Below are 20,345 nucleotides of genomic sequence, written 5' to 3'. Positions count from 1 at the left end.
AAGCTTTGTTTCAAATGGAGCTGGTGGACGGAATTGAACCCCCGACCTGCTGATTACAAGTCAGCTGCTCTACCTGCTGAGCTACACCAGCGTATCTAAATTATTATAGGCTTTATGGTGACCCATGGGGGAATCGAACCCCCGTTACCGCCGTGAGAGGGCGATGTCTTGACCGCTTGACCAATGGGCCATATCTTTTGCTTCAAAAATAAATGGTAGCGGCGATTGGATTTGAACCAATGACCGTTCGGGTATGAACCGAATGCTCTAGCCAACTGAGCTACGCCGCCGTTATCTGATTGTAATGCATCATGACAATCATCTTTTAAATTTTGGTTGCGGGGGAGGGATTTGAACCCACGACCTCCGGGTTATGAGCCCGACGAGCTACCGGACTGCTCTACCCCGCGATGAATACTGGTGCCGGAGACCGGAATCGAACCGGTACGGTCTTTTGGGACCGCAGGATTTTAAGTCCTGTGCGTCTGCCAGTTCCGCCACTCCGGCCAACTGCTCGGCTATCACCGTACAGCGACAAATATAATTATATATGTTTTATCCCCAATCGTCAACAACAATTTTATGAAATATAAAAAAATCCTGAATTGGAGGCTCTAAAAGACTCCGCTGTATTTTATTACCATGCCCTCAAGATTATCATTTTCGCTTATGATGATCTCCTCAGCATTCAGCTTTTCCATAATATATTTTGTTATAAAAATACCTGCAGGTATGATATCGGCTCTTTCTTTCTGCAAGCCTTTTACAACATACCTTTCTTTAACCGACATAGCCTTCAAGTTTTCAAAAATTTTGTTTAAAAATTCTCTGGCTAATATAGTATTGTGAACTATCTCCCAATCATATACTTTCATTTGATGGAAAATCGAAGCCGCAGTTGTCGCGGTACCGCCAATAGCCACTATTCTGCCTATTTTCTTATTTTTCAAAAAAGATAAAGCGTCCCTAAACAAAAGATCCAGATTTTTTTCCAGGGCATTTATATCTGATTGATGGATCGGATTTGTTTTGATAAACTTTTCCGTCATCCTGACGGCTCCTGCATTAATACTGGCAGAATAAAGGATATTCTCACCTTCGCTCAACACCAATTCAGTGCTTCCGCCTCCAACATCTATAACAAGAAGGTTTTCACTCTTCCCGAGGCCATAGGATGCTCCAAACATGCCTATCGCTGCTTCCTCTTCTCCATCTAAAACTTTTATGGTCAAACCGGTTTCATTTTTCACCTTTTCCAGGAAATCTTCTCTGTTGCCTGCATCTCTTATAGCGCTGGTAGCAGCTATTGTAATCCTTTCCGCTCCAAAGTCTTCCGCTTTTTTCATAAAATATTTGATCGCTTCAATGTTTTTCTGCATCGCTTTTTCGGTAAGCAAGCTTGAATGTCCCATATCTTTGCCTATCCTGGTCGTAATAACTTCTTTAGTCTTTCGCTTGAAATTACCTCCTACAACCTCACATAACATCAATCTTATAGAATTAGTTCCCAAATCTATTGCGGCAATTTTACTCATACGAATCTCCTTTATGTTAGTTTTTAAAAACAATACTGTCAGCATAACTGACAGTATCATTGATTATATAATTTTATCTCTGGGCAATGTCTCCCTTGCGGCTATAACCGCCGCTTCTCTTTGACTCTCTATTCTTCATAAATTCCTGAAGCCTTTCCTCGCTCTCCTTCATGAATTTCGAAAGCCTATCCTCAAAGCTTCCGTTCTGGGTCTTCTTAAATTCTTGCTGCCAGTCTATTTCAACAGGCTTTGTGGACTTTTTAATCGTCTGGGCCTGCTTGATCGACAGATTTATCTTTCCGTCTCGGTCTATGTTCAATACCTTCACTCTGACCGATTGTTTTTCTTTTAGATAGCTGTTTATATCTTTTATATACGTATCAGCAATCTCTGAAATGTGGACCAGTCCGGTTTTCCCCCCCGATAGTTGAACAAAAGCACCAAATTTGGTTATATTGGCTACAACTCCATCAACTATCATACCTTCCTCTATAGGCATACTGAAAAAATTCCTCCTTTAATTTGCAATGGGTGATAATTAAAAATAATTTCCAGAAGATATTAGAAAAAAATTACTATAACTAATTACCCCCTTCTTGCAAATTGACATCAGACGAGGACTGATCAACATATACTCTCTCATCGGGCTTAACCAATCCAAGCTGCTCCCGGGCTGCTTTCTCGATATACTCCTTGGTTGAAGTATCCTTAAGCATGTCCTGCAGCTTTTGATTCTCTTTTTTGGCTGTTTGAATTTTCCCGGATATCTCCTGCTGTGATTTTTTCAGCCTGTATATGGTGACTTGCTGGCTGGCAATGGTGAAGGCAGCATAAAGAATAAATATAAACGCAAAAAAATTAGTCCATATTATTTTCTTTTTTCTTTTACTCTTCATAATGCCTATCCTCCCAAATTTCTATAGCCGTTGTTCATCCTCTTTATGATTATCCCTTTTAATTATCAGTTTATAATATTTCTTCGCATCTCTCAATAGTTTTTTAGGCAATAATGCTTTTTTCTTAGTTTTTATTATTTTTGTTTTCAAATATTCCCTTATCTTGGAAAAAGGGCGTACAATAAAATACCATAAAAACCTTAAAGGCAAAATTATCAAACGGCTCCCTCTTTTTACTGCAGCTCTTATGGATTGAAGTATATAGGAAAATAACGCTGCTGCTATTTTGCTGATTATTTTTTCATATAAAAAGAAGCCGACGACGAAGCCTATAAAAACATAAATCCTCAAATCACCATAATTGCTGGAGAATATGGCCCATACTGCTATCATAAGGGTCATCAGCAAAAACAATATATCCCAGAGGGAAGTGATCATCCCTTTTGTTCTGTGGACACCCTTGATCACCCTGTACATATCATACGCTAGTCCGATTATTATCCCGCCATATACAGTAATAGAAAAAACGTAAACTTGAAAATGTACTGTCTCCATAGGAAAACCTCCATTACTGCAGCGTACTTTTTATTTGAAGAGACTCTTAAAAAACCCTCTTTCGTTCTTGTATGCTCCCTTTGATTCATATGCTATCGAGTGTACAAGGCCTTTGATCGACACATTTCCATCATTGACATCCAGGCTGCTGATGCGCAAATCCTCGCCTTTTATCACAAGCTCTCCCATTTGTGTGCTCACAATCACATTGCTTTCATCAAAGCTGCCTACATCCGTAACTCCGCTTATATTAAGCTTTTCCCGGCTTTCAAGAGTGATATTATGGTGTTTGGCTTTTATGCCTTTAATATCTTCCATATATAGACCTCCTGCACCTGCTAAAATAGAGAACTTTATTCATTTATATGCGGGATCAACCATAATATGTGTCTTAACCTTCCAAAATCCTGTACATTTCCTTGGCTTCATCCTTGGCTGCCTTTTCGTTTATGCTCAGGACTTCTGCTCTTATCCTCCTGTCCCCGAATACAATCTCAATTATATCCCCTATCTTTACCTCCGCTCCGGGCTTTGATATCTTTCCGTTGAGATATATCTTATCCCCCTCGCAGGCTTCCTTGGCGACAGTCCTTCTCTTTATCAATCTTGATACTTTAAGGAATTTATCCAATCTCATATATTTTCCTCCTTAGAATAGAACTCAGAACTCAGAGCTCAGGGTGAATGTATTCCTCTTGGGTCTTATCAGTCAACACAATAGATGCATCAATGAGTTATTGCAGTAAAGCAAAGTCAAGTCTCATTCTACAAAAAAATCAGGTCATAGACCTGATTTTGCTCTGCGTATGTAATTAAGCGCTTTTACTTGTTGACAGAATCTTTAAGATCCTTGCCTGGTTTGAATAATGGAGCTTTTGAAGCCGGTATCTTTATTTCTTCTTTTGTTCTTGGGTTTCTGCCTACTCTGGCAGCTCTTTGCTTAACTTCGAATGTACCAAAACCCACCAACTGCACTTTGTCACCTTTTGCAAGTGATTCCTGTACAGTATCCATGAATGCTTTTAGAGCCTTTTCAGTATCCTTTTTTGTCAATTCGCATTTTTCAGCCATGCTGGCGATAAGTTCAGCTTTGTTCATTAAATAACCCTCCTATTATTTTGTTCATGAGTACTATAAGCATATTCTCTATTTCTGGCAAAAATCCTTCTTTTTTATGATTAGTTTTTATCAGTTTTAGTAAAATTATGTGTTTTTGCCTTATTCCACAACAAATCCATCTCTTCCAACGTCATTTCTTCCATTTTTTTACCTTGAGCCATAGCAATTTCTTCGATATAGCTGAATCTGAGAATGAATTTATTTATGGTCTTTGTTAAAGCGAGCTCAGGTTGCATTTTAAGAAATCTTGCCACATTTACCACTGCAAAAAGTAAATCACCAATTTCTTCTTCTATTTTGTCTTTTTTTGCAGTTTTATATACCTCTTTTAATTCCAAAATTTCTTCATCAACCTTTGCCATTGCTCCATCCACATCAGGCCAGTCAAATCCTGTCAGGGCAGCTTTTTCCTGGACCTTCCAGCTTCTGGTCAAAGAAGGCATTGCCTTTGGAATAGCTTTCAGAGTATCAGTATAGTTATCCATGCCTTTTTCGTTTCTTTTTGCTGCTTCCCAGTTCTCTAAGGCACCGCTTTCATCATTGGCCTCGACCTGACCAAATACATGAGGATGTCTTGAAATCAGTTTGTCTGCTAAAAACGTGATGACATCATGGATGTGGAACTCACCAGCCTCCTTCCCAATCTGACAATGAAACACTACTTGGAGAAGCACGTCCCCTAGCTCTTCAATCAATTGGTCTATATCGCCGATTTCTATCGCATCGATAACTTCATAGCATTCTTCCAAAAGGTAAGGCTTCAGGCTGTTATGGTTTTGTTTTCTGTCCCAGGGGCAGCCTTCGTCACCCCTTAGGTATTCCATGAGATTTACCAAATCATCCATGCTTTTAAACCTTTTATTTTCTTCCGCAGGGGGTATGTAGATGCTTGTAAGATAATCCACCCATTCTATGGAATCTAATTGATGGAGTTCAATCCATTCCATTATTTGCTGCTCTTCGACACCTGCTGCTTTTATTATACATACTTTTTGCTCATCTTTATAATGGTCCATTAGTATCAATTTTACTTCCGAGCAGACTAATTTGCTGTAAACCTGAGTGATAATATTGCCGCAATTTATATCCGGCTTCTGTTTATCCAGTCCCAAGGCATCAATAATCTTTAAGCCTGAGGAAATATCTATCTTCAATGCGGCAGTCACCGCATCTATAAAGCTCATGGCGCTTTCTACGACTACCTCTGCCTTTCCCTTTGCTTCGGCAAGGATCATCTCTACACTTTTTTCTGCAGCCAAAGGATGTCCCGGCACTGCATATACTACATTATTGCCTTCTAATGCAATATTTATAACCCTGTTGCATATGGTTTCATACACTTCCTCAAAAGTATCCGCCGAATCATAAATATCATCGCAGGTAGAAAACTTTATTCCCATACCGGATATCTTATCTACCAAAGGATGCTTTTCCGTTCTCAGTATCAGTATCTCTGCATTTTTTATTATATTCTCCGCCTTAAGGGTGAGGCTCTCATAGTCTCCAGGCCCAAGGCCTATTATTGTTATTTTTCCTATAGTAATCGCCTCCTAATTCAGATAACAAAAGCTAGGGTATTCCCCACTCCTCATTCCTAACTCATATTTATAGCAGCCCTTTTTTCTTCAGCATCCTGGCAAGTTTTTTGCCTCCCGGGGCTGTATCAAGCTCTTCTTCAGTGATCCCCCTGATGACTACCAGCACTATCACATATGCCAATGCCGCCAGGGATATGCTGACCAAGGTTGGAACATACTTGCTCTCTATAGAGGCATGCAGCAGCTTATAGCTGAAATATGCGACAAGGGTCATCGCTATGGATGCAACAGCGGGCTTTGCGGTTATCGATATAATTCCCAAACCTTTTTTTTGATACTGTCTCAAGGCCTTCAGATTCAACACTGTTGCCACAGCATATCCCAATACCGTGCCAATGGCGGCCCCGTTTATATTCAAAGCAGGCATAGAAGTGAGCACATAGCTTACTACGGCCTTTACCGAAGCCCCTGCCACCATGTTGGTGACAGGTATTTTTTCCTTTCCCATTCCCTGCAGTATGCCTGTCATGGTCTGCACCAAAGTAAGGAAAATTACTGCAGGCGATACATACATCAGTGCTATACCAAGGCTCGCACCTTCATTGGGATAAAACATCCTCATTATAGGCCCTGCCAGTATAAAAAGCCCCATTGCAGCAGGCAATCCTAAAATCAAGCTCATCTTTAAAGCCAGCCTGGATTTTCGCCTTACCGAGTCCATATCGTTCCTAGCCATGGACTCTGATATGGATGGTACAAGACTTGCCGCCAATGATATGGTAAATACCTGGGGAAGGTTTATGAAGGAGGTTGCCATGCCCTTGAGCTGCCCAAAAAGCTTTGTAGCCACTATCTGATCAAAGCCGGCAGCCTGCAATCTATCCATTACAATAAAAGTATCGAGAAGGCTCATTATGGGCATGATGCTTCCGCCGATCATGATAGGCAAAGAAAATTTAATTATCCTGTTGATTATGCTGCCGATAGATTCGGTTCCTCTGCCTTTGAAGCGTACCAGATCTGCCTTTATTGCCCTTTTCTTTTTTGCATATATTATATAAAGAGTAAAAAAGCTTACCAGTCCCCCAATAGTAGTTCCAAAGATAGCACCGGCTGCCGATGCCATATAACCCCTGGGGAGAAGCATATAGGCCAATAAGAAGCCTACCAGCACCCTGCTTATCTGCTCCGTTACTTGGGATACGGCGCTGGGTCCCATGTTCTGCATGCCTTGAAAGTACCCTCTGAAGGCACCGCTTATAGAAACCGTAAATATGGCCGGCGAAACTGCAAGAACCGCCAGATAGGAACCTGGATTTTTAAAAGCTTGTGAGAAAGCTTCTGCGCTGAAAAACAATATGACGGATAGAGCAAGCCCAATGACGGCCAGAAGCGCCATAGCCACTCTGAATATCTTATGGGCCTCATCATTTCTCCCCACTTCCAGCCTTTCGGATACCAGCTTGGATATGGCTGTAGGTATGGCGTAAGAGGAAAAAGTGAGCATGAGAATATAAAGATCATAGGCTGTCTGATGATAAGCCAGACCTTCTGAGGTAATTATCTGCCCCAGCGGAATCCTATATATGGCTCCTAATACTTTAGATATAATTCCTGCTATGGTAAGTATTAATGCGCCCTTTACAAAAGAGTGTTTGTTATTTTCCATGATTGACCCCCAAGTCTGCAATTTAACAGTATTATTAGCTCAGCAGCACTTATATATGTCAGCCGCGAGCTGCCGGACAAATACATTTTATCACATCTATTAGTTAAAATATACATTAAATAACCTTATTAGAACCCTTTGCTCTAACAAAAGAAAAAATGATGGCAGCCTCTTTTGCTGCCATCTTGATCTATTGTTCCATTTGTTTTCCTAAGAAACTAGCTGCGGTCTCAGCAATCTTTTTCTCCAAATCGCTCATCTTTACATTTGACTCCTTGCTGAGCAGTATAACCGAACCAATTGGATCTCCTTCTGCTACGATAGGTACTATAACACCTGAAGTATATTTGGGCGGGCCCTCTTCTTCTGCTGTTATATTTATCATTTTATTGTTATTTGCACCATCCAGCATTATTGCCATCTTGTCTTCGATAATTTTATCCACAGATTGGCTTATTTTTTTCTCAAAAAGTTCTTTCTTGGAGGCTCCTGCTACCGCTATTATTGTATCACGGTCGCTTATACACGCAATATGGTCCAATGAGCTATGTAGCGATTCTGCATATTCTTTCGCAAAATCACTCAGTTCCCCTATTGGAGAGTACTTCTTCAGGATGACTTCTCCCTCTCGGTCTGTGAAAATCTCAAGAGGGTCGCCTTCCCTAATGCGAAGGGTTCTTCTTATTTCCTTAGGTATGACGACTCTTCCAAGATCATCTATACGCCTTACAATTCCAGTTGCTTTCACGCTTTCCCCTCCTTTTGCGATTTTTTTTGACAACTGTGTCTGTAATCCTTAGTATTTTACGGAGGTTAAGCTTTTATACACATATTTGCAAATTTGCCCATATCCTACAGGTTTTTCGGAAATTTTTCTATTTTGGCCTTGCTCTTCATTTCCTCTAAGGAAGTGCTGTAATTTTGGTTTTTCTTATCGGTTATCAGGGTATTCTTCAATTCGTCCTTGACATCCTCAAATTTATCTATGGTTTTATCTTCAACCTTTATTATATGATAGCCATAATCGCTCTTTACCAAGTCGCTGACTTCACCCGGTTTTAGTGCAAAAGCCGCCTGCTCAAAGGGCTCTACCATCTCTCCATGTCTGAAATAGCCCAAACTGCCGCTGTTTTCCTTGGCACTCGGATCTGTTGAGAATTCCTTGGCCAATGCATTGAAATCCTCGCCGGCCTTGACCCTTTCCAGTATCTTCTTGGCTTCTTCTTCAGTATCCAGCAGTATGTGGCTTGCCTTAACCTTATAGAACAGGTTCATATGGCTGTTGTAATAGTCTGCCAGCTCAGTATCAGTAATCTCTACGCTCTGAGTGAGCTTTTCCTTCATCTTGTTTATCATCAGATCTTTTTTAAGATTATCCTTAAAATAAGCTTCTTCCATTTTCAATGTGGTTAAAAACTCAATATACTTCTCATCAGAGTTGAAAAGCTTCTTCCATTTATCCACTTCCGCATTAACTTCTTCATCAGATACGGCTATGCCCAATTCGTTGGCCTTGCGAAGCTGTACCCGGTCGCCTATCATCTGGTCCAGCACCTGTTCCTTGGCCAGATCGATATATTTCTTCCCTTCATACTCTTTATCCCATATGCTTGAGTCCTGATTCAGCTCTACCTGGGTCTTGAATATTTCAAATATCTTATCAAATTCCGCCTTGGTGATATTCTCTCCGTCCACCACAGCCACAATAATTTTGTCCGCATCCTGGGGCTTTACCTTTACTATGCCGCAGCCTGAAGCTGCAAATACCATAAATGCAACAATTACAGCCGTGGCTCCCAACAGTTTTTTGTGGTTCATATCAATTTACTCTCCTCTCAAGTTCGGTATTGTTCTCATTATATGCAGCTAAATTCTCCAAAAAGTCGGAAATAGATTTCAAGTGCTTATCAACATTGCCTTTTCCCAATTTTAAAGTAAAATAGGGCTGCTCACTAGCCATAAAAGACAGCTTGTTTCCGTACTCATTCATAAGCTTAACGGCAGCCTCAGCTTTAATGTATTTGTCGCTCTTGAACTTTAACAGCACGCCTTCCGGCTTCTGTGATACAAAGATTATTCCCAGCTTAGAAGCCAAGAACTTTATAAAGGATATCCTCATCAGATTTCTCACGGAATCCGGTATATCTCCGAATCTATCTTCTATTTCCTCCTCAATATCATATAAGGAGTCTACCCCGTTGATGGAAGCAATCTTCTGATAGATTTCAATCTTTTGATTCTCATCCTCTATATAGGATAAGGGTATATAGGCCTCTATATCAAATTCAACAGTTGTCTCAATCGTCTCCCTAAGCGGCCTTCCGGTAAGTGCTCTCACCGTATCCTCGAGGAGCTTGGTATAGAGGTCATAGCCTATGGATTCCATATGTCCATGCTGTTCTCTTCCCAAAAGATTTCCTGCACCCCTTATCTCCAGATCCCTCATGGCAATTTTGAAGCCGGAGCCGAATTCGGTAAACTCCTTTATAGCCTGAAGCCTCTTTTCTGCTACTTCCGTCAGCACCTTATCCCTTTGATAGGTAAGGTATGCATATGCCAATCTGTTGGATCTCCCCACTCTTCCTCTCAACTGATATAATTGGGACAATCCCATCTTGTCTGCATCATATACGATGATGGTATTTACATTGGGTATATCGAGACCTGTTTCGATTATGGTAGTACATAAAAGCAGGTCATACTCTCCATTATAAAAGTCCAGCATAGTATTTTCAAGAAGTCTTTCATCCATCTGTCCGTGTGCTGCCGCTATCCTGGCTTCAGGAACCAATGCTCTCAGCCTTTCAGCCATTCTGCCGATAGTCCTCACCCTGTTGTATAAAAAGTAGATCTGTCCTCCCCGGTTTATCTCTCTTAGAATGGCATCCCTCACTATTTCATCATTGTATTCCATGACATAGGTTTGCACCGGATACCTCTCCTCCGGAGGCTCTTCTATAACGCTTATATCTCTGATGCCGATCAAAGACATGTGAAGGGTCCTGGGTATCGGTGTGGCAGTAAGAGTTAATACGTCCACATTCTGGCGCATCTGCTTGATCTTTTCCTTATGAACGACTCCGAATCTCTGCTCTTCATCCACTATCAGAAGCCCCAGGTCCTTGAAGACTATATCTTCCTGCAGCAGCCTATGGGTCCCTATGACAAGATCCACAGCCCCGATCCTCAGGGCCTCAAGGGTCTGCTTCTGCTCTTTTAGGCCTCTGAATCTGGATAGCATATCCACACGTATGGGAAAGCTGCCAAACCTTTGATTGCATGTATTAAAATGCTGCTGTGCCAATATGGTGGTAGGCACCAGGATAGCAACCTGCTTCCCATCCATGATGCATTTGAAAGCTGCCCTTAGGGCCACCTCCGTCTTGCCATAGCCCACATCCCCGCATAAAAGCCTATCCATGGCTTTATCGGTTTCCATATCCCTTTTTATTTCCTCTATACAGCTCAGCTGATCAGGGGTCTCCTGATAAGGAAAAGCATCTTCAAATTCTTTTTGCCATTTCCCGTCCCTGGAAAAGGTAAAGCCTTTCATCTGCTGCCTCTCCGCATAGAGCTTCAGCAGTTCGTCAGCCATGCCCTCTATGGCTTTCTTGGCTCTTGCCTTCGTTTTGGCCCATTCCGCTCCGGAGAGCCTATTTATCTTGGGAGCTTTATCTCCTCCGATATATTTCTGTATGAGATCAAATTGGTCTGTCGGTATATAAAGCTTATCATTGCCGTAATACCTTATATGCAGGTAATCTCTTATCACATTGTTGACTTTGAGCCTCTCTATGCCCATATATTGTCCTATGCCATGGCTTTCATGAACCACATAATCACCGACCTTCAGGTCGCTGAAGAACTTTACGGCGCTTCCCTTTTTCTTGAGGATTTTTCTCTTTCCTCCTCCGAAAACCTCCATATCAGTGATCACTGCATACTTTATGGAAGGAAACTCAAAGCCTCCGCTGAGATTTCCCGGAATAACGACGATATGTCCCTCCTGCAGCTCAAAGCCCAGGCTATCCTGATACAAAGCCTCTATGCCATCATCTCTCAGGGTCTCTACTATCCTCTCTCCCCTGTCTTTGTTTCCCGATAGAATAAGTATTTTGTATTTCCTGCTCCTGAGCAGCTTTATTTCATCTATGAGCAGGTTTATTTTCCCGTGAAAGGGCTGCATGGATCGGCAAAGAAAGCTGATGGTCCTCTGGGGTTTAAAATCCGCTGTGCTTTTCAGCAAGGCATTAAAGCACAATACCTGCTTATTATTTATTTTGAGCAGAATATCATCGTAGGTCAGCAATGCATTGAGCTGTGCCGGCAGCAGTTCTCCTTCTTCCAGGAGACTCTTGAAATGTTCTTCATATTCAAGCCTTATATTGTCGAACCTCTGTCTCACCCGGTTAGGCTCATCCACCACAACCATGAAATCCGACAGATAATCGGTGATGCATAAATCTTTTTCATAAAAGAATGCAGAGTACCTGTCTATGCCCCGAAAGTATATATTATTTCTGATTTTCTCTATATCTTCTGTTATTTTATCCTTAAGCTTTTCTCCCAGCGCTTTCTTCTTGGCTGAAGCCTCATAAAGCTTCAGTCTCTTGTTCAATTCCTTCTCTATCATTTCTGAGGCTCTGGCAAAATCCCCGGCTTTCAATAACATTTCCCTCATAGGCGATAATTGAACAGAATCCAGCTTCTTTACGGATCGCTGAGTTCCTGTATCAAAATATCTTATAGAGTCAATTTCATCATCAAAAAGTTCAATTCTCACAGGATAGTCTTCTGTGGGACCATAAAAATCGATAATTCCGCCTCTTACGGAAAACTGTCCCCGGCCTTCTATCATATCCACTCTTTCATAGCCGGAAGCTGCAAAAAAATCAGTGAAATCCTCTACAGGCATTTGCTCTCCCACTTTTACCCGCACAAATTTAGAGTAGAAATAATCCGGCTCTGGCATTTTGTTCAGCAAGGCTTCCACAGACGCGCACAATACCACTCTTTCTCCCTTGCCCAGCTTATTCAGGGCTTTGAGCCTGTTTATGGCAATTTCATTGCTCCTGGCGTCTATCTTATGAAAGATCATCTCCGCAGTGGGCAGCAGCACCGCCGCATCCTGATCAAAGAAAGAAATATCCTCATAAATCTTTCTGGCCAAAATATCATTATGCGTTATGACCAGAATCGATCTGTCAAAGGCCTTGCTCACCAAAGCAGCCATCATCGATTTTTGGGCATCAGAAATCCCGTGAACTTCAACGGTTTTAGCATTTTCACGAAGGGATTGGATCAAATATTTATATTCTTCCAGCGATTGTAAAGGTGATAAAACATTATCCATTGAATTTGTTCATTGCTGCCGCAATGCCTTTCAAAACTATTTCTTGTGCTGCATCCGCCGCCTTTTCCACTGCCTCTGTCATAATAGGTATCTCTTCCTTTGAGAACTTTCCCGTCACATAATCAGCCAGATCCATATACTCGGGCTGTTTTCCTATACCTATTCTTATCCTTGGAAAGTCATCTCTATTCAATAAATATATAATTGATTTCATGCCATTATGCGAGCCGGAGCTTCCCTTGGGCCTTATACGCAAAACTCCCGGCGAGAGATCTACGTCATCATAGATGACAATAAGATTCTCACTTGGCAGCTTGTAGAAGCCAACCACATCCATGATGCTTTCGCCGCTTAAATTCATATAGGTCTGGGGTTTTATAAGCACGACCTTTTCAGTTCCTATATAACCTTCGCCCACCAAAGCCTTATGCCTTATCTTATTAATATTTATATTCAATTGGCGGGACAAATAATCTACAGCAATAAAGCCTATATTGTGCCTTGTATCCGCATATCTTGCCCCCGGATTGCCTAATCCTGCTATTACAAACATATTACCCTCCAAAAATTGAACGAAACTTCATTCAGCGGGGGTCGGAAATCCTCTCTGAATGTTAGTTGAGTCCATACTGGACTTAACCCGCCCTTTGATACCAGCATCTTAATAGAAGCGGTATATTTAGGGCGGGTTAGTCTAGTGCTCAAGGCAACAGACATCATGTTGTGCCCATTGCCTATGAGTTGTCCATCTTTAATCAAAAAGCTTGCTTACTGAAAGTCCTTCGTAAATTCTGTGAATTGCTTCTGCAAACAAAGGTGCAACCGACAGAACCTTTATCTTGTCGCCGGATTTGTCAGAAGGAAGGGGAATAGTATCAGTGACGATCAATTCCTTGATGACAGAATCATTTATTCTCTCAAAAGCAGGTCCCGACAGCACCGGATGAGTGCAAGCCACATAGACTTCTTTAGCGCCCATATCCGTCAAAACCTTGGCGGCGTTGGAAATAGAGCCTCCGGTATCCACCATATCGTCTATCATAATGCAATTTTTGCCGTTTATATCTCCTATGACATTCATTACCTCGGCCACATTTGCCCTGGGTCTTCTCTTATCAACTATTGCCAAAGGAGCATTGAGTCTGGAAGCAAGGCCCCTGGCCCTTGTAACCCCGCCTACATCAGGGGATACGACCACGACGTCCTGCAAATTTTTATCCAAAAAGTAATTGGCGATTATAGGCATAGCATAAAGATTATCCACTGGAATGTTGAAAAATCCCTGTATCTGAGGAGCGTGCAAATCCATAGTAAGCACCCTGTCTGCCCCGGCAGTAGTTATCAGGTCGGCTACCAGCTTAGCGGTGATAGGCTCTCTTGGCTTTGATTTTCTATCCTGCCTCGCATAAGCATAAAATGGGATTACCGCTGTGATCCTGCCTGCCGATGCTCTCTTCAAAGCATCGATCATGATCAAAAGCTCCATCAGATTATTATTAACAGGAGCACTGGTTGATTGAACAACAAATACATCTGCCCCTCTCACAGATTCATTGATGTTCACAGATATTTCGCCGTTGCTGAAGGTCCCTACCTGGGAATCACCTACAGGAACGCCTACTATATCTGCAATTTGTTTTGTAAGCTCCTTATTAGCATTACAGTGGAAAATTTTTATACACTCACCATGTGCTATCATTTTATTAAAACCCTCCTAGTTTATTCTTCCTCTTTTATGAGGCCTTTTCTTCTGACCCAGCCTTCTATATTTTCCTGTCTTGCTCTGCCAATGGCAAGGCTTTCTTCCGGTACGCTCCTGGTCACGGTTGTACCTGCCGCTATATATGAGTTTTTACCCACGACTACAGGCGCCACCAAGTTTACATTGCAGCCTACAAAGCTGTTGTCTTCAACCTTAGTTCTGTGTTTTTTCTTCCCATCATAATTTACAAAGACTACTCCGCATCCTAAATTCACTCCGCTGCCTACATCTCCGTCACCAACATAGGTAAGATGAGATGCCTTTGAATGATCTCCGAAGTTGGAATTTTTCATTTCAACAAAGTCGCCGATCTTGGCATGCCTGCCTATCACATTTCCCGGCCTCAGATAAGCAAAAGGACCTACTGTAGTACCTTCTCCTATGCGGCTCTCCAGCACCACGGAATTTTGTATATGGGCTCCTTTGCCTACATGGCTGTCCGATATGGTGGTATAAGGACCTATTATTGCATCTTCTTCTACATATGCAGACCCTTTTAATATGCATCCCGGCAATATGGTCACATCTCTTTCGATCTTTACCCCCGCCTCAATATAAGTATTGGCAGGATCAGTGATCGTTACTCCGCTGAGCATATGTTTTTCCAGAATTCTTTTTGTCATAATAGAAACTGCCTGGGATAACTGTAATCTATTGTTAACACCCATTATCTCTTCCGAATTTTCAATTTTAAAAGCCCTTACATTAAGGTTTTTCTCATTTAAAATCTTTATTGCATCCGTAAGATAGTACTCCTTCTGATCATTGTCATTTTTGAGCCCTTTCAAAGCTTCTTTGAGAGAAGGGCCGTCAAACAAGTATATACCTGAATTGATCTCCCTTATCTTCTTTTGCTCAGAATCGGCATCCCTCTCCTCGACAATGGCAGCAACATTTCCCTCGGCGTCCCGTATGATCCTCCCGTAATTATAAGGGTCCTCGAAGTCAGCAGTTAAAACCGTAGCATGGCAGTTTCCCTGCTTATGAGCCTTATACATCTTGCTTATGGTTTCCGAAGTCAAAAGGGGAGTATCTCCATATAGAACCAAAACATCCCCGGATGTGATAAAGCTTTCTGCCTGCATCACAGCATGGCCTGTGCCCAATTGCTGCTCCTGATATACAAATTTAACCCCGGCCAGCTTATCCCGGACTTCCGCAGCTCCATGGCCTACTACGACTACCGTCTCAGATGCCCCTGCTTCCCTGGCGCAACCGACAACATGCTCAACCATAGCTTTGCCGCAAAGCTCATGCAAAACCTTGGGCCTCTTCGAATACATCCTTTTACCCTCTCCTGCCGCCAGTATGACTGCCAGCATATAGGATGTGCTACTCAAATTACCACCCTCTATTATACAATTTTTTTCATTATTTTCACTCTATATTCTAGCATAATATTTTTAGTATTAACAGTAATATAATCATTCCCTTTTCTTGCTAAAAAAATACCGTAATACCAATAGCATCCATGTATAGCTGAGTATAGTATATAAAAATTGATGACACTAATTCGCTGGGCCTAAGAAAATCCTACACTTTTCTAAGGCTCAACTCATAAGTGTCATTGACAATTTTTATATAAGCATACTTAATCCATACACGGATGCTATTTTACTGTGGTAAATCCGTGTTCTCCGTACTTCAGGACCCAAAAGGAATACCCAAAAACCTGAGTTCTGAGTCCTAAGGCCTCTTGTAATATGGGTGCGGACACCATCCGCAGCTTCCCTTTTTCTTCTTTTTATCGTAGTAATCTTCATTATCGTCGCTGCTGTCATCGCTGTCATCATCTTCATACCAATCTTTCATATCCCAATCGACCTGATGCCCCATATGCTTCATTTTTGGTTCTTCCATATACATGGGTTCTTCCATTTGCATAGGCTCTTCCATCATATGCATCATGGGACACATCATCATTGCCTGGCTGATCATAGGGCACTGCATCATGGGACATTGCATCATGTGCATATTCATTGGGTGCATTTTCATATAGTCCATATCCATATCCGGAATGTAATCTTCCGGATCGTAATATTTTTTATCTGACATCATATTACCTCCCAATATATTAATACCAATATTATATATATATTCATCGGAAGTAAAATATGATACAAAAGGCGTTTACAAATGCAAAAAGTCCCTCCCATGTAAATGGAATAGGACTTTAATGGCAAGCACTGATTGATCATTCCGCATCCTTGACTTTTTCATATTCCTCAAGTATTGCAGATTGTATTTTTTCTCTGGTCGAAGAATTTATGGGATGCGCTATATCCTTAAACTCTCCATCCGGCGTTTTTCTGCTTGGCATAGCTATGAAAAGACCTTCCTGACCCTCTATAACCTTAATATCATGAACTACAAATTCGTTGTCGAAGGTAACAGATACGACCGCTTTCATCTTGCCTTCAGCATTCACCTTTCTTATTCTTACGTCAGTTATGTTCATACTGCTCACCACCTTCCCGTCCAAATGCTTTGTCAGCTGATAGATAATTTATTCGCCATGTTTTTGATTTTTCCTTCTTTTTGCTTGGAATTTTCTGAAAATAAGTATAATTCTTAACTAAATAGCATATCTTTATAGATATTTATTAATCCTTGGTGCTCATCGACCTCTCCCACCTCCAGAAGAGAAATATAATCCTGAACCATCTTCTCCTTTGGTTCAATGGTCTTCATCAAAACTCCTATTCCGTATACTTCCGCTTTTATTTCTTTCATCAAATCCACAATTCCTTTGGCAGTTCCGCCGGCTTTCATGAAATCATCTATTATCAATACCTTTTTCCCTTCAGGGATGGCTCTTTTAGATACAAACATGGTTTGAATCCTCTTGGTGGAGCCTGATACATAGTTTATGCTGACGGTAGAGCCCTCCGTAACCCGGTTTTCTCTTCTCAGAATCACTAAAGGTATATTTAATGCCCTGGCAGTCATATTAGCCAATGTGATGCCCTTTGTCTCAATTGTTACTACATATTCGGCCCCGCTGTTCATAAAATGTGTGGCGAATATCTCTCCGACCTTTGCAGAGACTCTCGGATCATAGATCACATCAGACATATATATATAGTTTCCGGGAATGATGCGCTTCGGGTCTCTTAGCTTTTCACACAACTCATCCAAAAATCCTATTGCATCGCCATTCTCCACGTATGGCCTGTACTTAACTCCACCGGCTGCACCCGAGATAGTCTCTATCTGCCCTAAGGATATTTGCTCAACAATTTTTTTTGCTGCTGCGATATCCTCACTGATGGTGGATTTTGCCGCAGTGAACAATTCACTGAAGTAATTCAAGGAAAATAAATTGTTGGGGTTATCGCTCAGTATCTTTATAAGACCTGCAACTCTCTCATTCCTTTTGAACTTTTCCATGTGCTTCCTCCCCTAAAATACGAATATTATTACCAGTATCGCATTTTTTATTCACTTCTATTTTTTTTGCAGAAATCCTTCTTTAATCGCAAATAATTGTTGAACCCAACATATGATAATCATAATATGCTATAATTTTTATGATATATTTTTATATACAAGCAAATTATAAAGGCTATAATAGTAATATAATAAATAGATGTTTTATAGAGTACCGACATACTAATTTTAGGGAGTGTAAGACCATGTTTTTATCGGATAATATTAAGACCGTACATTTCATCGGCATAGGCGGAATAAGCATGAGCGGCCTGGCAGAGATCCTGCTGGATAGGGGCTATAAGGTTCAAGGATCGGATATTCAAGACAGTCCCATCATCGGAAAATTAAAAAGAGACGGAGCATCCGTAAGCATCCCTCATAATGCAGAGAATGTCATAGGAGCAGATCTGGCAGTCTATACCTCTGCAGTGAAGAATGACAATCCCGAAATAATGAAGGCGAAGGAGCTGGGTATTCCCCTTATGGACAGGGCCGCCTTTCTGGGAAAAATAATGATGGAATATTCCTATGGAGTGGCTATTGCAGGCTGCCATGGAAAAACTACCAGCACCTCTATGGTATCAATAATTTTTAAGAATGCGGAATTGGATCCTACCGTGCTGTTAGGCGGTGAGCTGGACGCAATCGGAGGCAATGTGAGAATCGGCAAGAGCCCATATTTCATCACGGAAGCCTGTGAATATATGGAGAACTTTTTAAAGTTCTATCCCTTCTATGGGGTGATTTTAAACATAGATGAAGATCATCTTGACTATTTTAAGGATCTTCATCATATAAAGGATACCTTTATAAAATTTGCGAGGCTTATCCCTAAGGAAGGCTGCCTGGCTGTCTGCGCTGACAACAGCAATGCAATGGATGTGCTGCCTCATGCAAATTGCAGGGTTGTGACCTTCGGCATAGATAATAAAGCGGATTATATGGCTGAGGATATAGAATTTGATGAATATGGTCATCCTTCCTTCAGAATCATAAAGGGTAACGAAGATATGGGTATTTATAAATTAAGAATACCGGGTGTTCATAATGTGCTGAATTCACTATCGGCCTTTGCGGTTTCCGATTTTTTCGGCATATCGAAAGAGATAGTAAGAGACAGTCTGCTGGAGTTCTCAGGAACTCACAGGCGATTTGATATATTGGGAACAGTAAATGGCATTACTGTAATAGATGATTATGCCCATCATCCTACAGCAATAAAGGTAACCCTGGATGCAGCAAAGAAATTCCCTCACAACAAGCTCTGGTGCATATTCCAGCCCCACACCTACACAAGAACCAAGCTTTTGCTCAAGGAATTTGCAGGCTCTTTTTATGACGCTGACCATGTTATAATCACTGATATATATGCTGCAAGGGAAAAGGATACGGGAGAGATCCATTCTAAGGATCTGGCCAATGAGATCGGCAAGATAAGCTGCAACACAATATACATGAAGGAATTTGCCGATATATCAGATTATGTAGCCAAGAATGCAAGGCCTGGAGATATGATCATGACGGTGGGAGCCGGAAGCATAACCAATCTTGGGCCTATGATAATGGAGAAACTGAAAGGCCTTGAATAAATCATTCAAGGCCTTTTATTGCGCTTATATTGCTTATCAATGTTTTTTCTTTGGAATTCTGCATTCACAGGGGACATTTATCTGGCATTTACCGCATCCATATCTGGGCTTATATTTTTCGGCGGTTTTATCCAAAAACTCAGAGCATGCAACATGATCCTTGCCTTTTTTTATCGAGATGGCATTGACCGGGCAATTTTTCACACAAGCACCGCACATTGAGCAATTCTCATAAATATTAATATATTCTTTATTGGCGGGAGGTAAATACAGCTCCGTTACGATGCTGCCAAGCCTCCCGGCTGCACCTTTCTTGGTTATAAGGCTCTTGGAAAGCCCGAATGTTCCGAGCCCGCATACAAATGCCACATGCCTTTCAGACCAATTGCTTGAAAATGATATTTCATCATGGGGAGAGCTGCTGCTAAGGCTGCCCTTAGACCAGAATCTTTCATCCAAGGATGGCACGATGCTGTTATAGCCTGCACTTATCAGCTCAGATTTCAAATATATACATAGATTATTCAAAAAAGTTTGGCCTTCAATACGCCCATGAAGCCATTCTTCCGAAGGCCATGACATATCCCTTTTATTGCCTTTTCTCACGGCCTCACTAAAAGGCAGAAAAAAGGATATCACTGTTTTTGCCTGTGGCAGCCATTCCCCGGGAAGCAAGAAGTGCTTGCCTATTGCCGGCGCTTCTTTCAGCGATTTAAAGCCTTCGTCGTCTGCAGAGCCGAAGGAGAAGACCGGCTCATCATAAATTTTCATTCCCACTACATTTTCAGAAATAGCGGCTTCCTTTGTTATATAATTGTCTTCCGAGTTTTCAACAAAGCAAGCTGCAGCTTTTATCATATCCTGCTCATCCATATGTTTTATCACCCCTTAATATGA

Annotated in this window: 20 protein-coding genes and 5 tRNA genes; 1 reads left to right on the top strand and 24 read right to left on the bottom strand. The window is 41.5% G+C overall.

The annotated features are described in order from the left end of the window. Positions 1-15: 15 nt before the first annotated feature. The 23 genes from AC4HCY_RS05155 to purR form a co-directional block, all read right to left on the bottom strand. Positions 16-91, bottom strand: a tRNA-Thr gene (locus AC4HCY_RS05155). A gap of 24 nt (positions 92-115) precedes the next feature. After that, positions 116-190: transfer RNA gene (locus AC4HCY_RS05150), tRNA-Glu, on the bottom strand. A gap of 23 nt (positions 191-213) precedes the next feature. After that, positions 214-290 (bottom strand) — tRNA-Met (locus AC4HCY_RS05145). Positions 291-333: 43 nt separating this feature from the next. Continuing rightward, positions 334-410, bottom strand: a tRNA-Met gene (locus AC4HCY_RS05140). A gap of 8 nt (positions 411-418) precedes the next feature. Further along, a tRNA-Leu gene (locus AC4HCY_RS05135) sits at positions 419-507 on the bottom strand. Between the two features lie 107 nt (positions 508-614). Continuing rightward, the gene (locus AC4HCY_RS05130; RefSeq protein ID WP_323431389.1) at positions 615-1,535 is read right to left on the bottom strand and encodes a Ppx/GppA phosphatase family protein; all 921 of its coding nucleotides are present in this window, start codon (positions 1,533-1,535) and stop codon (positions 615-617) included. Between the two features lie 73 nt (positions 1,536-1,608). Further along, the gene (locus AC4HCY_RS05125; RefSeq protein WP_323431388.1) at positions 1,609-2,034 is read right to left on the bottom strand and encodes a S1 domain-containing RNA-binding protein; all 426 of its coding nucleotides are present in this window, start codon (positions 2,032-2,034) and stop codon (positions 1,609-1,611) included. 82 nt (positions 2,035-2,116) lie between these two features. Continuing rightward, positions 2,117-2,431, bottom strand: coding sequence for a cell division protein FtsL (gene ftsL / locus AC4HCY_RS05120; protein ID WP_323431387.1), 315 nt, complete (start codon positions 2,429-2,431; stop codon positions 2,117-2,119). A gap of 21 nt (positions 2,432-2,452) precedes the next feature. Beyond that, positions 2,453-2,986 (bottom strand): spore cortex biosynthesis protein YabQ, encoded by a 534-nt coding sequence (gene yabQ / locus AC4HCY_RS05115; RefSeq protein ID WP_323431386.1) that lies wholly within the window; start codon positions 2,984-2,986, stop codon positions 2,453-2,455. 30 nt (positions 2,987-3,016) lie between these two features. Continuing rightward, positions 3,017-3,304 carry a sporulation protein YabP gene (yabP, locus tag AC4HCY_RS05110; protein WP_255228115.1) on the bottom strand — a complete coding sequence of 96 codons (288 nt, stop codon included), beginning with the start codon at positions 3,302-3,304 and terminating at the stop codon, positions 3,017-3,019. Positions 3,305-3,377: 73 nt separating this feature from the next. After that, positions 3,378-3,623 (bottom strand): RNA-binding S4 domain-containing protein, encoded by a 246-nt coding sequence (locus AC4HCY_RS05105; RefSeq protein ID WP_255228116.1) that lies wholly within the window; start codon positions 3,621-3,623, stop codon positions 3,378-3,380. A gap of 185 nt (positions 3,624-3,808) precedes the next feature. Further along, on the bottom strand, positions 3,809-4,084 hold the full coding sequence (locus tag AC4HCY_RS05100; RefSeq protein ID WP_255228117.1) for an HU family DNA-binding protein: 276 nt from the start codon (positions 4,082-4,084) through the stop codon (positions 3,809-3,811). An 80-nt stretch (positions 4,085-4,164) separates the two neighbouring features. After that, entirely contained in the window at positions 4,165-5,643 is a 1,479-nt protein-coding gene (gene yabN / locus AC4HCY_RS05095) for a bifunctional methyltransferase/pyrophosphohydrolase YabN (RefSeq protein ID WP_491096079.1), read from the bottom strand. Between the two features lie 67 nt (positions 5,644-5,710). Further along, complete coding sequence (locus AC4HCY_RS05090; RefSeq protein WP_323431385.1) at positions 5,711-7,312, bottom strand: putative polysaccharide biosynthesis protein; 1,602 nt, start codon at positions 7,310-7,312, stop codon at positions 5,711-5,713. Between the two features lie 190 nt (positions 7,313-7,502). Continuing rightward, on the bottom strand, positions 7,503-8,060 hold the full coding sequence (gene spoVT, locus AC4HCY_RS05085; protein ID WP_323431384.1) for a stage V sporulation protein T: 558 nt from the start codon (positions 8,058-8,060) through the stop codon (positions 7,503-7,505). Between the two features lie 104 nt (positions 8,061-8,164). Continuing rightward, positions 8,165-9,130 (bottom strand): peptidylprolyl isomerase, encoded by a 966-nt coding sequence (locus tag AC4HCY_RS05080; RefSeq protein ID WP_491095521.1) that lies wholly within the window; start codon positions 9,128-9,130, stop codon positions 8,165-8,167. 1 nt (position 9,131) lies between these two features. Beyond that, positions 9,132-12,665 (bottom strand): transcription-repair coupling factor, encoded by a 3,534-nt coding sequence (gene mfd, locus AC4HCY_RS05075; protein WP_491095520.1) that lies wholly within the window; start codon positions 12,663-12,665, stop codon positions 9,132-9,134. Beyond that, positions 12,658-13,218 carry an aminoacyl-tRNA hydrolase gene (gene pth / locus AC4HCY_RS05070; RefSeq protein ID WP_323431381.1) on the bottom strand — a complete coding sequence of 187 codons (561 nt, stop codon included), beginning with the start codon at positions 13,216-13,218 and terminating at the stop codon, positions 12,658-12,660. Before pth ends, mfd begins: the two co-directional genes overlap by 8 nt. Before the next feature lie 198 nt (positions 13,219-13,416). Further along, on the bottom strand, positions 13,417-14,364 hold the full coding sequence (locus AC4HCY_RS05065; protein WP_323431380.1) for a ribose-phosphate diphosphokinase: 948 nt from the start codon (positions 14,362-14,364) through the stop codon (positions 13,417-13,419). A gap of 20 nt (positions 14,365-14,384) precedes the next feature. Beyond that, positions 14,385-15,749, bottom strand: a complete 1,365-nt coding sequence (gene glmU / locus AC4HCY_RS05060) for a bifunctional UDP-N-acetylglucosamine diphosphorylase/glucosamine-1-phosphate N-acetyltransferase GlmU (RefSeq protein ID WP_323431398.1) — start codon at positions 15,747-15,749, stop codon at positions 14,385-14,387. A 364-nt stretch (positions 15,750-16,113) separates the two neighbouring features. After that, positions 16,114-16,482, bottom strand: a complete 369-nt coding sequence (locus tag AC4HCY_RS05055; RefSeq protein ID WP_323431379.1) for a hypothetical protein — start codon at positions 16,480-16,482, stop codon at positions 16,114-16,116. Between the two features lie 139 nt (positions 16,483-16,621). Continuing rightward, positions 16,622-16,885, bottom strand: coding sequence for a septation regulator SpoVG (gene spoVG, locus AC4HCY_RS05050; RefSeq protein WP_255228125.1), 264 nt, complete (start codon positions 16,883-16,885; stop codon positions 16,622-16,624). Positions 16,886-16,998: 113 nt separating this feature from the next. Further along, entirely contained in the window at positions 16,999-17,817 is an 819-nt protein-coding gene (gene purR / locus AC4HCY_RS05045; RefSeq protein WP_323431378.1) for a pur operon repressor, read from the bottom strand. Positions 17,818-18,062: 245 nt separating this feature from the next. Between purR and murC the strand changes: the two genes are divergently transcribed. Continuing rightward, positions 18,063-19,448, top strand: coding sequence for a UDP-N-acetylmuramate--L-alanine ligase (gene murC / locus AC4HCY_RS05040; protein WP_323431377.1), 1,386 nt, complete (start codon positions 18,063-18,065; stop codon positions 19,446-19,448). Positions 19,449-19,484: 36 nt separating this feature from the next. On the opposite strand, the gene AC4HCY_RS05035 is transcribed toward murC, so the two are convergent. Next, the gene (locus AC4HCY_RS05035) at positions 19,485-20,321 is read right to left on the bottom strand and encodes a 4Fe-4S binding protein (RefSeq protein WP_323431376.1); all 837 of its coding nucleotides are present in this window, start codon (positions 20,319-20,321) and stop codon (positions 19,485-19,487) included. Between the last annotated feature and the right edge of the window lie 24 nt (positions 20,322-20,345).

The sequence above is a fragment of the Lutispora sp. QWL-02 genome (genome assembly GCF_058315355.1).
This window is presented reverse-complemented; position numbering and strand designations above follow the sequence as displayed.